The 16,706-nt window shown below is 39.5% G+C and carries 15 protein-coding genes and 1 other RNA gene; 5 read left to right on the top strand and 11 right to left on the bottom strand.

Translation table 11 applies throughout. The annotated features are described in order from the left end of the window. The first annotated feature begins 215 nt into the window (after positions 1-215). Together IEY40_RS06360 and IEY40_RS06355 are read left to right on the top strand one after the other, a co-directional pair. Positions 216-1,040: a M90 family metallopeptidase gene (locus IEY40_RS06360; RefSeq protein ID WP_188954399.1), complete on the top strand. Its 825-nt coding sequence runs from the start codon at positions 216-218 to the stop codon at positions 1,038-1,040. A gap of 53 nt (positions 1,041-1,093) precedes the next feature. Further along, positions 1,094-1,699: a nuclear transport factor 2 family protein gene (locus IEY40_RS06355; RefSeq protein WP_188954397.1), complete on the top strand. Its 606-nt coding sequence runs from the start codon at positions 1,094-1,096 to the stop codon at positions 1,697-1,699. A gap of 725 nt (positions 1,700-2,424) precedes the next feature. Here IEY40_RS06355 and IEY40_RS06350 read toward each other — a convergent pair. The 5 genes from IEY40_RS06350 to IEY40_RS06330 form a co-directional block, all read right to left on the bottom strand. Further along, positions 2,425-3,888, bottom strand: a complete 1,464-nt coding sequence (locus tag IEY40_RS06350; protein WP_428848141.1) for an HDOD domain-containing protein — start codon at positions 3,886-3,888, stop codon at positions 2,425-2,427. 623 nt (positions 3,889-4,511) lie between these two features. Further along, entirely contained in the window at positions 4,512-6,161 is a 1,650-nt protein-coding gene (aceB, locus tag IEY40_RS06345; protein WP_188954395.1) for a malate synthase A, read from the bottom strand. 1,248 nt (positions 6,162-7,409) lie between these two features. After that, on the bottom strand, positions 7,410-9,143 hold the full coding sequence (locus IEY40_RS06340; RefSeq protein ID WP_188954393.1) for a tetratricopeptide repeat-containing diguanylate cyclase: 1,734 nt from the start codon (positions 9,141-9,143) through the stop codon (positions 7,410-7,412). 47 nt (positions 9,144-9,190) lie between these two features. Continuing rightward, positions 9,191-9,397 carry a hypothetical protein gene (locus tag IEY40_RS06335; RefSeq protein WP_188954391.1) on the bottom strand — a complete coding sequence of 69 codons (207 nt, stop codon included), beginning with the start codon at positions 9,395-9,397 and terminating at the stop codon, positions 9,191-9,193. A 44-nt stretch (positions 9,398-9,441) separates the two neighbouring features. Further along, positions 9,442-10,275: an SAM-dependent methyltransferase gene (locus tag IEY40_RS06330; RefSeq protein WP_188954389.1), complete on the bottom strand. Its 834-nt coding sequence runs from the start codon at positions 10,273-10,275 to the stop codon at positions 9,442-9,444. A 464-nt stretch (positions 10,276-10,739) separates the two neighbouring features. Here IEY40_RS06330 and IEY40_RS06325 point away from each other — a divergent pair, with 464 nt between their 5' ends. Beyond that, positions 10,740-11,246, top strand: coding sequence for an outer membrane protein assembly factor BamE (locus tag IEY40_RS06325; RefSeq protein ID WP_188954386.1), 507 nt, complete (start codon positions 10,740-10,742; stop codon positions 11,244-11,246). A 79-nt stretch (positions 11,247-11,325) separates the two neighbouring features. Here the strand turns inward: IEY40_RS06325 and IEY40_RS06320 are convergent, their stop codons facing one another. Next, positions 11,326-11,661, bottom strand: a complete 336-nt coding sequence (locus IEY40_RS06320) for an RnfH family protein (RefSeq protein WP_188954384.1) — start codon at positions 11,659-11,661, stop codon at positions 11,326-11,328. Next, on the bottom strand, positions 11,654-12,088 hold the full coding sequence (locus IEY40_RS06315) for an SRPBCC family protein (RefSeq protein WP_188954382.1): 435 nt from the start codon (positions 12,086-12,088) through the stop codon (positions 11,654-11,656). Before IEY40_RS06315 ends, IEY40_RS06320 begins: the two co-directional genes overlap by 8 nt. 267 nt (positions 12,089-12,355) lie before the next feature. Here IEY40_RS06315 and smpB point away from each other — a divergent pair, with 267 nt between their 5' ends. Continuing rightward, the gene (gene smpB, locus IEY40_RS06310; RefSeq protein ID WP_188954380.1) at positions 12,356-12,844 is read left to right on the top strand and encodes an SsrA-binding protein SmpB; all 489 of its coding nucleotides are present in this window, start codon (positions 12,356-12,358) and stop codon (positions 12,842-12,844) included. 145 nt (positions 12,845-12,989) lie between these two features. Next, positions 12,990-13,345, top strand: a transfer-messenger RNA (tmRNA) gene (gene ssrA, locus IEY40_RS06305). A gap of 278 nt (positions 13,346-13,623) precedes the next feature. On the opposite strand, the gene IEY40_RS06300 is transcribed toward ssrA, so the two are convergent. The 4 genes from IEY40_RS06300 to IEY40_RS06285 form a co-directional block, all read right to left on the bottom strand. Continuing rightward, complete coding sequence (locus IEY40_RS06300) at positions 13,624-13,869, bottom strand: glycosyl hydrolase 108 family protein (protein ID WP_188954378.1); 246 nt, start codon at positions 13,867-13,869, stop codon at positions 13,624-13,626. 82 nt (positions 13,870-13,951) lie between these two features. Further along, the gene (locus tag IEY40_RS06295) at positions 13,952-15,283 is read right to left on the bottom strand and encodes a KAP family P-loop NTPase fold protein (protein WP_188954376.1); all 1,332 of its coding nucleotides are present in this window, start codon (positions 15,281-15,283) and stop codon (positions 13,952-13,954) included. Positions 15,284-15,375: 92 nt separating this feature from the next. After that, positions 15,376-15,633: a hypothetical protein gene (locus IEY40_RS06290; protein ID WP_188954374.1), complete on the bottom strand. Its 258-nt coding sequence runs from the start codon at positions 15,631-15,633 to the stop codon at positions 15,376-15,378. A gap of 563 nt (positions 15,634-16,196) precedes the next feature. Then, the gene (locus IEY40_RS06285; RefSeq protein WP_188954372.1) at positions 16,197-16,541 is read right to left on the bottom strand and encodes a zinc ribbon domain-containing protein YjdM; all 345 of its coding nucleotides are present in this window, start codon (positions 16,539-16,541) and stop codon (positions 16,197-16,199) included. Positions 16,542-16,706: the final 165 nt, after the last annotated feature.

Raw genomic sequence — 16,706 nt, 5'->3', positions numbered from 1 at the left:
GCAAATATCAGGACGATATTTGTTTGCCAGTTCTTTTTATATTCAGCATCGCTCGGCCGTTATCACTCAACACCTGTCGAAACCTGATAAAAACCATCAGTAAAAAATCATAGCCGACATAGTCTCAATATATTAATGCACGAATAAGTAAACTTGAATTTAACACGAACCTCCCCCATACATAGACTATGTAGATTTATTCTTAGGTTAACTATATGGTTGCGATTGTCTTGGTAGTGTTTATAGCAGTAATGGCAATCGCCTGGATTGGCAGTAGTCGTTGGCGTAAACAACGTAAGCATCAACGTATCACAGCACAACCTTTCCCTAACGCTTGGCGCACCATACTTAAAGCTCGCTTTCCATACTTTAAAGCCATGCCGACAGACTTACAGTTACAACTCAAAAAGCACATCCAAATTTTTATTGCAGAAAAACAATTTGTCGGTTGCGGTGGCTTTGTTATCAATGATGAGGTCAAGGTCACCATTGCCGCCCAAGCCTGTTTATTGTTACTCAACCGTCAAACAGATTATTACCCCAAATTAAAACAAATTTTAGTTTATCCAGCAGCGTTTATTGTTGAGCAAAACCGCACAGATATTGCTGGAGTTCAATCAACTCAACGTAATGTATTGCTTGGAGAATCTTGGGAATATGGCAAGGTAGTATTATCGTGGAACAGCACACTTGAAGGTGCTGCAGATCCGTTTGACGGTAGTAATGTAGTTATTCATGAGTTTGCACATCAGCTTGACCAAGAGGACGGCACAGCCAATGGGGCTCCTCCATTAAATGACATTACGGCTTATCGTTCTTGGTCACAAACTCTAGGAGAAGAATTTAAACAACTTCAGCATTGCGCAGTGCATCAGAAACCGTCATTATTTAACTATTTTGGCGCAACCAATCCGGCAGAGTTTTTTGCGGTTATTAGCGAAACCTTTTTTGAACGTCCTGCGGAGTTTTACCAACAACACCAAAAACTATATAAAGAACTCAGTCAGTTTTATCACTTAGATCCAATTCATTGGCATTAACGCAGACACACAATAAATCAAAGCGAAATGTCATTAATAACGTAAGGAACACTATGCAATCAATTATTCACCGACTTGGTTTTATCGCCATGTTAGTCACCACAGCAGCAGCTTTCGACTTACACGCAACTGGAGCGAATGATTTATCCCCAGATCAAACTCAAACAGAACCTAAAAATGCTGCAGTTAGTCAGCAGGTTAGCTCTGAAAGCCAAGCTGTGATAAAAGATCTCAACAATGTGGCTGATATTGAAGATAGCCAAGGTTTGTCAGCAGAAGACCGTCAAGAAGTAAGCGCTCTGTTAAACAAACTACATGAAAGTGCCACTGCAGCTGATTGGAGTACTTATTTCAGCTTGTATCACCCACAAGCAGTATTTATTGGCACTGATGATTCAGAACGCTGGAATATGGTCGAATTTGAACGTTATGCAAAGCCAACAAAAGGCTGGCGCTATGAACTTCAATCTCGTCACTTATTGCAAATTGACGATACGATTTTATTTGATGAGCAATTGTTTAGCCCAGCTTATGGCGTAAGCCGAGGTACAGGAGCATTAGTGCACACAGAGCAAGGCTGGAAAATCGCCCAATACCACTTAAGTTTTCCAATTCCGAATGAGAAAGCCAAACGAATCACCAGCTTGATCATGCAGTAATCGTATAGATTAAGCCTTAAAAAAGAGATGGCCAATGGCCATCTCTTTTTTATTATTTAATACTAAGCTCATTTAATCTTTTCTGATTGAATTTTTGTTCGAGTTAAAAACGTGTCAATCAAGAAGAATGGATTGCTGCCTAGTCATCTAATACCATTTCCATTAATTATGTGACCAATCAGAGTCGCTCAGACTGTTCAGTTTGAGGCGCATTGTTGAAACAATGGTTACTCCCTTTTAAAGCAATGCAACAAAAAAATGGACTGTCTGAGCGTCTCCTGCAAGGCGGGTTTCTGTGCCTTCTATGCTGCTTAATAGCATTTTGACGTACGACTGCATGAACGCAGGAGGTAGAGCAACGCAGGAGCAGTTGCCGACGACTGCATGGACGCACGAGGCAGAGCAACGCAGGAGCAGTTGCCGAGAGCAACTATGCCTACAATCCTATTACTTGCCTAGAAGGTACAGAATTCCCGCTGAATGACCAGATAATGAGTGGAATTGGTACAAGCATTCTTTATTCGCAAAAATGCTTTTTAATAAAGAGAAAACGTTTTAAGTCGAATCCTTCAGGCAGCGTTTGTTGATCACTTTTACAGCATCATCAACTTTTAATGAAAAATAACTACAGCTAAAAGTCTCTGCCTCGCAGTTATATATATGTGAGCCATGACCAATTATTCGCTGTAAAAGTAACCTTAAAAGCGCAAGCGCCCCTAATCACATTAACTCATCGACATTGCAAAACACACGTTGGCTAACTGGCAAAAGTGGGTAAAGCTGTCATTATCATGTTGCTCAAAATGGCGAGCGGTGCCATGCCTGTCAGCATAAAATAATCCAAGCACTTTATTACCAATGGCTAACGGTGCAATCAAAAAACCAAACGATGATAATTTTTCTACAAGAGCATCATCAACTTGTACTTTACAATCTTGCGAAGAAGGAGCGTTAATCCAAATACTGCGTTTTTGTTCAATGCATTGGCTAAATACAGATTGAGGATCGTTTAATTCAATCACAAAAGCTTGTTTAAGCATTTCTGCATCGTCCCCCATCATTACCCTAGGTTGAAGTAATTTACGGCTTGGCGACAACAATAACACCCCACAACGATCAACTCCCACTCCCGTTAAAATACCTTCAAGTGCGGTGTGCATAATTTGATTAAAGTCAGTTTTCACCACAGCATATTGAGTAAGCTGTCTTAACTTACTCAATTGGTATCCTTGATCAGCTTGACGGACAATGGTTTCTGCAACAGGTGTTTCGATACAATCAACCACACGGCTCGGTTCAGGTAAATATGACACAATCGCTTTAGCGCCATATTCAATCGCAAGCTTGTGAGTCATTTCATTACAATGAATTATCCGTTTAGTGATTTCTTCGACACTCACATCTAGCATTTCGGCGGCTTGAGTTAATCTTTTTTGTAATTCTTTGGGATCTGAATAAGCTTGTGACAAAACTTCCGAAAGCTTGTCTGCCAAAAATATACAGCGTATTTCAGGCATACGTTCGTCAGGTTGGGCCAAAGATTTCAATAGCACCTCTCCTAGACCCCAACTTCGGGCAATCCCCTGCGTTAGCTGAATAAATGATGTACCTAACTCTGCTCTAATTGCTGCATTTTGATCTATTTTGTTATCAATATGGATGAGCTTACGGTCAAGATTCTCAGTAATATCGCCCCCCATACTCCAAAAAGCACTTTCTCCGATGCGGTATAGTAACGAGGCAATAAACACTTCTTCACGTAAAGATTCACCGCGATCACTCATCATCATTCGCGCCAACATCGCAGCTTGAAATGACTGTGCCATCAACTTTAACAAACGCTGGTATACACCTTCAGATAGGTGCTTGTTTTCTAATAAGCTGGTGAGTAATTTTGCGGTAATACAAATATTGCGGATAGTATCAAACCCCAGCACGACAGCTGCACGGCTCACAGTAGAAACCTGATTAATGCCTTTATTATAGATAGCACTGTTAGCAACACGTAAGATACGTGAGGTTAAGGCGTTATCATGCATTACACTGCGGCCGAGCAAAGCTAATGAAGACACATCGTCTTTGGCCAGTTTTTCTAAGTCACGAACCGTTGAGCATAACGCGGGCATTTCTTGATCACTGATCCGTTTGGTCCAATAATCTGCCCCTTTGGGCTGAGTTGTGGGCTTCAATAATTAACCTAAATATAACAAATGTAAATTTCAGTATACTCAATTTTGTTCAACAATCTTGTACTGTTTATACTTTATTGTATTCATGTCTAAAAAACTCACATAATTGAACACTGAAAGTTTATTTTATATACGCTTGACTAAAATTAACGAAAAAAAAACGGCTCATCAGAGCCGCAATCACAATTCGTGGTTGGGAAAGCTTACGGGTAGGAAGTACCCAAGCCATTAAAATCAACAACTAAGCAATTGCTTATGATCCAATAGATTGGATAAAAATCCCGTGCGACCTGTAGGTGAGCCGCACGGGGTTACAACAGCCACAAAGTGACTAAACTGTAAAACGGTTGGACTAACGGCTAAAACTGTTTTTCTTCAGTAGAACCCGTTAATGCAGTTACTAATGACATACCTCCCTGAATACTGGTAGTGACTGAGCCAAAGTAACCTGTAATCTCTTCTTGCAGATGCGATACAAATGTATTTGTTACTAACGAGTTAATTGTGTCGTCATGGCATTACTCCTTCCTGAGTAAATAAGTTAGCAAAGTGAATATTTTCGACCTTGCTCTATATTCTTTATTAATAAATTCATAGCTAATAAGTTCGTTGTTAAACCATCATTACGCTGTCAACAATTCGTATCCAGGTAATGTTAAGAAATCAACAAGCTCATCTGAGGTAGTAATTTGTTCAAATAAAGCAGCCGCTTGAGTAAACTTGCCGGCATTAAATCGTTCACTGCCGAGTTCTTCTTTCACGTTAGCGGTTTCTTGCTTCAACATATCTTTAAATAAATCTTTCGTGACCAACTTGCCGTTTGATAACGTTTTTTGGTGCTTTATCCATTGCCAGATAGACGTTCTTGAAATCTCAGCTGTCGCAGCATCTTCCATCAGGCCATAAATCGGTACACACCCATTACCTTGGATCCACGCTTCGATATACTGCAATGCAATGCGAATGTTTAAACGCATACCCTCTTCGGTGCGATCACCTGCGCAGGTTTCTAACAACTCGCTAGCTAAAATTGGTGCGTCTACGTCTCGGGTTATGTGTAATTGATTCGTTTTATTGCCACCGATGTAATCGTTAAAAATTTTCATTGCGGTGTCTGCTAAACCCGGATGTGCAACCCACGTTCCATCATGACCATTACGGGCTTCAAGCTCTTTATCGCCGCGTACCTTTTGCAATACTTTGGCGTTGGTTTCTTCATCCTTTGCAGGTATAAAGGCTGCCATGCCTCCCATAGCTAATGCACCACGCTTATGGCAGGTTTTGATCAGCAAGCGTGAGTAAGCACTTAAAAACTTAGTGTCCATGGTCACGGCTTGTCGATCTGGCAATACTCGGTCTGGATAATTTTTTAAGGTTTTGATGTAGCTAAAGATGTAGTCCCAACGTCCACAATTGAGAGCCACGATGTTTGAGCGAAGCTCATATAAAATCTCTTCCATCTCAAATACGGCGGGCAATGTTTCAATTAGGCATGTACATTTAATCGTGCCAGGCTTTAAGCAGAAACGATCTTCTACAAAGGCAAATACCTTGGCCCACCAACGCGCTTCAACATGGCTTTCTAACTTTGGAATATAAAAGTAAGGTCCTGAGTTTTTAGCAAGTAATTGACGATAGTTGTGATAAAAATACATTGCGAAATCAACAAGCCCGCCAGGTACAGGTAAGCCTTTATAAAGCACATGTTTTTCAATTAAATGCAAACCACGTACACGGGCAATTAACACAGCAGGATCTGGATTAAGTGAATACTGTTTACCCGTTTCTGGTGCTGTAAATGAAATGTCGCCATTAACAGCATCACGAAGATTAATTTGTCCTTCAACCACTTTTTGCCAGCTCGGTGCTAATGAATCTTCAAAATCTGCCATAAACACTTTCACATTGGCATTTAAGGCATTAATAATCATTTTACGATCAACTGGACCTGTAATTTCAACTCGACGGTCTGTTAAGTCTTCTGGCATACCGCGGATCGTCCAAACACCATCACGAATAGCACGCGTTTCAGGTAAGAAGTCTGGCAGTTCGCCATTATCAATACGCGCTTGCTTTTGCTTACGCTTAGCTAATAGTTCTGGAACCTCGGCAGCAAACTTTGCACATAAAGAATTTAAAAAAGTCACAGCACCAGAATTGAAAACATCTTGCTGCCCCTCTATTACAGGGCCAACAAATGAAATGTCGGTGGCTGCCGAGTCATCTATTGATGTGGTCTTACTATATTGAGCGACCAATTGTTCTGCCGTCATATGTGGTTCCCTAAGTGCTACATCGTTTTGTTTGTTATTACTTACTAGAGGCAACATCTGTGTTTGTATTTAATCGCAGCATTTCTTCTGTTAGCTCATTTGCGGGTAACGTCCGGCTGTGCTTATTAATGTTAAAACTGAATATCAGTTGTTATCTTTTGCTTAATCATTATCGCTACAAACTAAAACGTTCAAATGTCTGTTTCGTACTAAAAACTAACCAGAAACGTTTGTAATTGCAACAGTTTAAATTTGACCAAGCCCTTTATACGATCTCGAAAAACAACATTAAAATTGGTAATACCAACAACCAAAAATCAATATAAAATATTGATTTAAAATAGATTTAAAATTTAGGGTTAACATTCTAAATAGAGTTTTATAAATTCATCTTACCAATTTACCAAGAAATACTTTTGGTAAAAAGCGATGTAATTAAATTACCACTCGTAAATTTAAGTTTACTAAACTTTAGTCTAAATACAAAAATAGAACAATTTAATTATGTTTTGAGCTTACCTTAGGGTAAAAGAAAATTACACTTACTAAACATGCACTTAAAAACTTATAACTCGAAACCAAATTTAAACACCTGTTTTAATATTACGCTTACGTAAACGTAATAACTTTTAAGTTTGAATAAACTAAAAATGTGAGTTACGTCACCCGATCAACAAGAATTGATAGATTGGTTTTTTATAAAATAAATGCTTTTATTATCAAAAAAATTAACAAAAATGTCATTAATGGTGCACTTAAAATGATAATGAGCTTAAAAATAGTGCAAATGCTTGAGCTTACTAATCGTAAATTTGAGCTGATAACGACGCCCATTGCCTGAGATAAGCGACAAATGACTCGCTGAACGGAGCTCTGTTCGCACTATTCCTTGAATATGATAATACATAGCGTGTTTAGCTGTTTTTTGTCACCGACATTACAATCTAACCGGCTTTATCTGTCGATATTAAATCAACATTAGTATAAGTGAGCATGCTAAATACTAGGCAAGAGAAAGCACATGCACCAAATAGAGACGTTTAATCAAGAGTCAAACGAATAGCGTTTAAAGCAAGGGACTGTCGATAGCAATAAATAGCATGGTGAAGAATGACAATAATAAATCAGAGTATACGTTGTTAATTAGTGCTAGCAGATTCGCTCACCAAATTTGACCAAGTAAATAAACAACTACTCAGTCACGCATATAAGATTAAGCAGGAGGAGAAGCGGATAGAACAAGCGGAATTAATTTGAAAATGAACGAGTCGGCTGTGACATTAACTCGTTGTAACAAACAACACAGTTGCGACCATTATTTTTTGCACTATAAAGGGCGAGATCTGCACGTTGAATGAGTGGATCAAGACTCAGGTCGTCTTTGTTAGCCGTGCTGACCCCGCAACTCACCGTAATAGTGAATTCGTGCCCCGAGTAACGCGTATTAATGCCCATTAGCTCAATACGTATACGTTCTGCAAATTCTTCTGCCGCTGGTTGTTCAAGTTTCGGCATAAAAATAGCAAATTCCTCACCGCCCATGCGGGTAAAGATATCATTTGGACGTATAATAGTTTCAATCACAGAAGTGACTTTTTTAAGGGTCCAATCTCCTGTTGCATGACCAAATTGATCGTTGATGTTCTTAAATAAATCTAAATCCATCAACAACACAGAAAACGGTTCGTTAATCGTTTGCGCCTCGATAAACTCATTTTCTGCTAATTCCTGACCCGTTCGGCGATTGTAAATCCCGGTTAACCCATCACGTTGTGCTTGCTTCATAAATTGATTACGTTGCAACCATGCAGAGATAAGCAGCAATAATAACCCGACAGAAACACCAACCAATAAAGTAGAAAACATAATTGATGAGCTTTTATCTTTCATGAATAAATCTTTCTGTTGTACCAGCAGTTCATGGTCTTGCATCAAACTATTGGTTTCGCGATTTTTCTCAACACTGTCAAAACGCGCCATTTGATAGGCGTTTTCTTTTACTTTCTGTTCATTCAAAATCTGCAAGCTCAATGCATTCGCTACCACTTGATATTGATATGCTTTGTCAAATTGCCCTTGCTTACCGGCAACTAATGACAGTGCTTCGTTAACGCGCTTTTTCACGAGTAAGTTATTGGGGGCGATAGGCAATTGGTTTACTTTATCGGCAAATAATTTAGCTTGCTGAAAACGGCCTAAATAAAAATACGTCATGCCTAAATATGAGTGGATCTCATTAATTTCGACTTCAAACTTAAACTTTTGATACCCATCTAATGAGGTTAAAAGCAATGTTTCAGCCTGCTGATAATCTTCGTTTTCATAGGCAACAATGGCCCGGCCTTTAACTGACATGACTGCTATGAGTGGAAAGCCTTGTTCGGCACAATATTCTTCTGTATCACTGAAGAGACTCGATGCTTGTTGAAGTTTTTTCAAACGTAAATGAGCGACCGAATAGTACAGCATCGAATAACATTGATTTTTAGGGTTTTTACCTTGATTTAGATCCAACGCTAACCGTGAAATACGTAACATTTCGTCGTACGCTTCTAATTCTAAATAGACATTTAATAGCCGGTTGTAAGTGGCAATTTTAATGCTATTGTCTTGGTAATTATGAATGCGGGCTAAATTAATCTCTAACTGTGTAAATGCTTGTTTATAATCTTTAAGCCCAATGTTGACCGTGACTTTGTATAAATAAATTCGCGTCAAAATATCATCTGGTGGATTAAAAGATAACGCTCGCTCTAATGCGATATCGGCTTCCTTATACTCAGCGACATAGAGATGCTTAAGACTTATCAGCATGTATAAGCGACTTTTTTGGCTACTCGACAACTCTGCTTCGTGGCTTAATACCGAATTAAGTTTATCAATCGCACTTTGGGTGTCGGTATGCATAAAGCTTTCTGCAATATCAAGCTCAGCATCTATTTCGTTTGCATTAGCAAACACTGCGCAACTTATCAGTAGCACAGAAAAAATCCATTTAATGCAAAAGCGAGTAAGCAATGTGCCCACCGCTATGGTGTGGTAATTATTTGGAACATCTGCATCTCATCATCTCCAGCTAGCTGACGAATAAGGGCTTTATCGCCTGACATAACAGCAGCGATTTCTTCATCGGTAATGCCATTGGCTTTCATCACGCCACGCGGATCTTGTTGATAAGCTTCTAACAATGCGGCGTCAGAGCCTAATTGAGTAAAAAATTGACTTAAGTTCGACATATCATGCCCTTAATTATAAATTTATTATATTGCACAAAAATTTTTTATCCGAGATCTGTCTCAGTTATTGCTAATTTTGCGAGCATTTTATGGTTCAGCCTCAATGGTTGACTCGGTGGAATAAGCAACGTACTAATAGTCGTTAATTCAACATCCGTTAACTCAGCTAACTTAATTTTTTCTATCCTAGGCGTTTGTATCGCTAAATTTGCCGCTTCATAAATTATCACTTCATGGTCAGCGCAATACCACAGTGTTAAGTGTTCAACGAGTATCTGAATTCTCGCATTAGTGGTACAAAATTGCGTTAATGTATGCTCTCCTGCAAGTGCTATTTGCCACAATACAAGATGCGAGCAAGTGTCAGGTACATGCTGGTACAACATAAACTGAGTTGCTTCATAACTTTGGTGCCCACTACTGCCAGGGTCAATCCCTAAGTCAGCCCATAAACAAGCTTCTGCAGAAACACCTGCTAGCATTTTGGCACGAAAACCGAGCATTCTTGTTTGTGCTATTGCCATATGGGACACGCAGGAGAATACCCCAGGATGTCCATACAAGGCGCATACCACAATTTTATTGGCGCGCACTTCAGCTAACATGGCATCTACCATTTGCTGATAACTATCACGCCGATTTTTAATTTCACCCGCTTGCGCATAATAAGGTTGCAACGAGCGTACATCATCATTAAGTGTCGCTAGCCACCTGTCGGTAAACCCATCTGGCACCAACGAAAACACCACATCAGCAAGTTGAATATAACTCACGCTTAACGAGCCTATTTGTCCTGCAAGTTGGATCCCTGTCCCGACACAAATTAACTGACCGAGTTTTACCTGTTCACTTGGTGAGTCTGGTGGCTTTATTGTCATAGTGCCATCTTATTTTATTGATGAATAACGTCATTTTAACGCAACGAGCATTAATGCCTAAATTAACACTATTGTTTAAATTAAACACTTTAATGACTATTTGCCAACATTACTACAACGCTATGATGTAAATATCGTCAGCATGACGGTAAACGCCAAGGCAATGGTGTTGTTATTTGCTTGGCGCGCGGCATATTCAGCTCACAAGATTGATATAGTGCTATTTAAAAATTAAGATTAATTATCAAAAATGCAGGACGAATAAACACAGGCGCAATAAGCTAATCAGGCTGTTAGAATCGCCATAATGATTTTAAATGCACCATTGTGGTCATTTTATTGACAAAATAAGGAACTTACGCCCAGATATTCACTCAAAGCCACAACATCTTCTAATCGGCCCTTGTCAGCATAGGGACAGCTTGGGTATGATGACCGACAGAATTTAGGAAGTAGCGCAGACAATGATAAACAAAAAACAAAGTCTTACCCTTGTAAGCGCAGTAGCGCTTTCACTATCTATGAGCGGATGTAGCGTTTTCGATTGGCTAATTTATAAGCCCGATATTCCGCAAGGTAACTACATGGAAACGCAGCAAGTTGAAAAACTGCGCATAGACATGTCTAAAGAACAAACTGAATATATTTTAGGGCGTCCGGTTTTACGCGACAGTTTTGCCGACGACACCTGGTATTACGTTTACCATTTTAAAAGTGGCCGTAATGCAAAAATCACTCATAAAGAACTCATCGTTCATTTTACCGGTGATAAAATATCTAGTGTGACTGGCGATTACGATTTAAGTAGCGACTTCAATACGCCACTTGAATTGAGCACTTTACCGTCGGTAAACGATGCAGCTGACTTACAGCCGTTATTACCTGAAGTGCGCCCAGATGCAAAACCACTCGTTGAAGAAGAACGTCCTACGTTGACCAATCAACCAGAAAAAGCTAACGAGCCAGATTAATCCATAATCAGCGCCGACAAAAAAGCAGAATCAACTGATTCTGCTTTTTTATGCCTGCAATAAAATCGAAAGCTATTTTTTAATTTACCTTCGCGCCAGTAATTTTATTAATCCGGCCTTCATCTTTAGCTTTCTCAGCACGTTTACGACGTACGTCTTTAGGATCTGCTATTAAAGGACGATATATTTCAACACGTTGCCCAGGGACCAGCACTTCATCTTGTTTTGCCGCTCTGCTAAAGGTACCAAGTTTTGCTTCATCAAGATTTATTTCAGGAAAAAACTTCACCATATTACTTTGAGCCACCGCTTCAATAAATGTAGTGCCCGGAGTAACCATTATCGTGATGATTTTTTGCTGTTTTGGTAAAGCATAAATGACGTCCACGGCAAATTTTTCTGTTTCACTAGTCACGATAAATTACCTTTGCTCTTTCGGTAAATGCCATCACCATTGACGACATTAACTCTTTAAAAATTTTTCCAAATGCCATATCAACTAACATGTTTGAAAACTCAAAGTCTAAATCAAATTCAACTTTGCAGGCTTCGTCAGTTAATTCAGTAAACTTCCATAATCCATGCATATACTTAAAGGGACCATTTTCAAGCTCAAGGGAAATTGTTTTCGCCTCAACAACCTGGTTACGTGTCGTAAAGGTTTTACTGATCCCGGCCTTACTCACATCAACAGATGCCACCATGGTTTTACCGTCAAACTCTAGCACCTTCCCTCCGACACAGCCGGGTAAAAAAGCATGATATGACTCAACATCATTCACTAAATCATACATCTCTTTAGCACTAAACCTAACCAGCATACTTTTGGCAATCTTGGGCATCTGACATCACTATAGTAAAAATAATATGCGGATTTTATCACGTTACACAAAAAAGGCATCCGCCTTGATGTTAAATCGCGTGGGAAATAGCACAATAGCGAAGAAACTGGGTATAATCATTGATATATCAAAAATCTTCCCCATATCTCTTATATCAATGGTGTTAATTTATAGCATTAATATAATAGCGTTTATTAAATGGGCTAACTGCTGACGGTCAGCTCGCTCTCTTAACGAGCCATAGCGACAATCACAACGGTAAATAGAATGGTAAAGAAAAAAACAGCAAATGCCTCAGCGAGCATCGCACGTAACAAACGCGCGACCTTTGAATACCGCATTGAAGACAAAGTAGAAGCGGGATTACAGCTAATGGGCTGGGAAGTTAAGTCTATCCGCATGGGTAAAGTTAACTTATCTGACTGTTATGTATACATTAAAGAAGGCGAAGCCTTTATGCATGGTTGTACAATTCAACCACTGAATACAGCATCGACCCATGTAATATGTGACCCAATCAGAACTAAAAAACTGCTATTAAAGCGCAGTGAAATTGACAAACTTGCCGGCTTAATTGAACGCCAAGGCTATACCTTAGTGCCACTATCAATGTACTGGCGCAAAGGTGCTTGGGTAAAAGTTGAAATTGGCTTAGGTAAAGGTAAAAAAGATCACGACAAACGTGAAGACACTAAAGAACGCGAGTGGAAAATAGAAAAAGCGCGCGTAATGAAAAAAGACAAAGAAAACGCTTAATGTCGATAGTAGGCCGTTGAAACGATTAAAACTGATAAGTTGTTATTGAACATAGGCCTAGAACGAACAGATAGTGAACAAACGATTATATTTTGTTAATGGACACTAGGTATTCGTCCAACAACACGTTATGATTAACTCAATTGGGGGCGATTCTGGATTCGACAGGATTCACGAAACCCAAGGAGCATGTCGAGGGGCGGTTGGCCTCGTAAAAAGCCGCACCGTTATAGTTGCAAACGACTCTAACTACTCTCTAGCAGCTTAGGCTAGCTAGCCATCAACCACACGTTTCGCACGTGGACAGTGGATTCTGATGGTCATATTACAGTGTGCTAGCGAGGGAACTCCGTCCGGGGGTGAACCGCGAAACAGTACCGGACTCACCAAGTAGCATCCTGTCTTTCGGAGACTGCTTGGTTAAATAAAAGAGAGACTAAACATGTAGCGCCGAGGATGTAGGCTTTCTGGACGCGGGTTCAAGTCCCGCCGCCTCCACCAAATACCGAAAGGGCTTAGCAGCAATGCTAAGCCCTTTTTCTTTGTCTGCTAGCTCAGTTAAATCCGCTTTATTTTTGTGGCTGGATGCGTATTTCAATCAAAGGAATTTATTCGGTACCAACACTTTATTTGTACTTATTGCCTGCCGCAGGCTTAGTGCAATCGCTTCTGTGACACGCTGTAAACCCATCCATGGGCGCTCTGCGAAAACATCCATGTTTTCGAAGGTCACAGCCGCGCTTGCACCTGTAATTTTACTATCTTCGATTTAGCGGTACTTAGTTCTGCATAAAAAAGAAATTACATGCGGCGCGCCAATAATCACGATGGTATAAAAACTGCGCCCGCGTTTGGGTTAAGTTGGCAATATCTTCTTTAGGGCAGGCCATGGCGCTAATGCCAAAATGGGTTTCACCGCCTAAGTCATTAGGGTTGCAGTGATAGCCGCCCTCTTTGCTGAACACTAAATTATCCGCGACAATAAAGGCTGGACTGTAAGGACTGTTTGGCTGAAAAAGATCCATAAAAAAACCGAGACAAGGAACATAGGTTCATTGTCTCGGTTTAGAGTGTTCTGGCGGCGGTTTAGAAAGGTTTCGGGATATATTAATTTGTTATTTCTGTTAGCCACTTATTTATGAGTATCAGGCGATTTGAAGTTTGCCTTATGAAATGAGGTTGATTGATTTGCTTTTCCTCTATCATTTTGTCCTTTAATTCCTGATCACCAAAGTCAAATTTTACAAGCCGTGTTATGTATTCTAATTGAGAAAATCGCTCTGTTTTTTCAATATCAGCAAAATTGGCTGCGCTGGCAATCAGATTATAACTTAATGTACCATTTACTGGGTTGAGTGCTGAAGGTTTGCAAGCTTTAAGGTAACAAACTATAGCCATTATAAATTCAAAGTTACTTTCATAGCCTTGCTGACCTGCCATATTGCTTAATATGGCAAAGTAAGAAAGTATCCTGTCGATTTCCCGAAAAGATGGCTGATAGTATTGAACAATTTCATATAGCACATTCTCGCAATCTTTAAGGTTTGTCCTTTGATCGCTCTCCACTAGCATTGAATGCATTAAATGACGTAAATATTGATAGCCATTATCATTATGCACCTCTGATGATCTTGGCATAGTTAACCACACATTAATAAACTTGTGCAGGTAGTTAACAGGGTCGATTCCACCATATTTGGCCATAATTGACTGCTCTAATTGCACTCGATTGGTAACTAGTAGAAAGGTAATTCCTTCAACAGAAAACAGATGTTTAACCTGTTCAAGTAATTCAAGAGCAAAATCAGGGCGGCATCTGTCTAACTCATCGATAATAAAAACAATCGGCTTGTCATTCCCCACACTCTTTGAAAATTCGGACAAGTGTTCTTTAAATGCTTTTAGTGCTAGCTTATCCTTTTGTGCATGCTCAAATTTTTCTTTAACAAGATCATCAACTTGGTCTGCTATTAAAGAAGATATGCCGCTCTCTGCAGCATCAAAAGTGCTACCATCCACTATACCTGCAGTTACAGTCTTTACTGTTAATTTTAAAGTTCCTCTGGCAAGGGATTTACCAGCTTTTATCGCTTTATCCTTAAATTTAATCTTATTGCTTGCATCCGCATCAGGTATCAACTGATACATTTCAGATGCTAATGCTAAAAATGGGTCCTTTTGATAGTCATTTTCAAAGGCATCAAAATATACTGACTGAATTTTTGAATCTCGGTGGTGCGATAAGTGACCTCGCCACATTTTTATAAAGGTGCTTTTACCCTGCCCCCAACCAGCGTCTAAGGCAATAACTAAATTACCCTCTGCATTTTCGATTAAATTGGCTAATCGCTCACCAAAATCTTTACGTCTAAAAATATCAACCGCAGGATCAAATCCTGTAGCGTCATTTATTTGTATTTCTGGTAATACAATTTTCACTTTAGAACCACCTGATTTTATTGTTCAAAGAGCTTATCTATAAAAAACCGTCGAAAAAAATTACACATTAGGCACGGATAACATATTTATAGTCATTTATTTTTATCGTATCTGTAGCTTGGCATCACAGGGACTTCGGGCTTAAGAGTGTTTTTCTCAGGTGGAGTTGAACTGTTATATAAAAGAAACGATGCATTAAATTTACTGGTAGCACTGGTAGAGCTAGACGCCTGTTTCTGCTTTTGTGTTACCCCTCGCTCAAAATCATTGTTTTCACTAGTTCCCATATTATGAGGATTATCTTTATATGAGCCGGAGTTAAATCCGTTTTGATACTCTTTGCTCTTCATTTCAAATTCCTTCTCTTTTCATCCATTTTAATTCTAAGAGTTTATGATCAAAATCGACGAATAAAAAGGCTATCTTTGGGTAACCCTGATGTTGAAATTTAATTTAGTGGCTTGAGGGTAAACTTTAATAAAAAGGTAACTTCTAACCCATTTTTGTCCAAAATGAGTTAGATCGCTTAGTTATAAACACGGTTGAATCGAAGATAACTGAACGGCGGATGTAATCGCGGCTATGACCTTCGAAAACATGGATGTTTTCGCAGAGCGCCCTGGGATGGGTTTACCGCGTGTCATAGAAGTGATTTCATTTGAGTGTTGCCACTAGACACCTAGCACCTAGCACCTAGCACCTAGCACCTAGCACCTAGCAATTCTCTACATCTGCTAAAAACTAACAAGCTTTTTTAAATTATCAACGGTTGCTTAGAACACTGATTTAATGAGGCGGCGGGACTTGAACTGGCGTCCATAAAAAATCCCCGATGGCATTGTTGCCTGCGGGGATTTTTTTAATAAGCCTGAAGCTGATTAATGGTCGCTTATAACAATTAAGTTAATCGCTATTAGCTTTGTTTTTTAACAAACTGAGATTTCAGCATCATTTGACCGTTACCGTCGACTTTACAATCGATGTCGTGGTCGCCAGTTGAAAAGCGGTTAATCACGGCTTTGGTGCCGACTTTAAGCACAAGTGATGAACCTTTGACTTTAAGATCTTTAATTAAGGTGACTTTGTCGCCTTCTGCCAATAGATTACCCACGGCATCTTTTAAAATGATGGCGTCTGGATCAACCACTTCTTCATTTGGGTTCCACTCATTCGCGCATTCTGGGCAAATTAATAATGTACCGTCTGAATAAGCGTATGGAGACTCACACTTAGGGCATGGCGGGATGACATCACTCATATACTTCACTCTCTATTTTTAGCTTAAATCGAACCAGATAAAGGCGTCAACGCACTGTTCGAAAAGCATTATCGATTGGCATGAGATAGCGTTATCACCACCTCACCTTAAATTGTAATGACATTATAATGCTATTATCACAAATTAACTAGCCTAAGCATTAGC

It is taken from the genome of Shewanella ulleungensis (assembly GCF_014648315.1).
In the GTDB taxonomy this organism is placed as follows: Bacteria; Pseudomonadota; Gammaproteobacteria; order Enterobacterales; family Shewanellaceae; genus Shewanella; species Shewanella ulleungensis.
The sequence above is the reverse complement of the archived record's forward strand: the minus strand, read 5'-3'. Positions and strand labels throughout refer to the sequence as shown.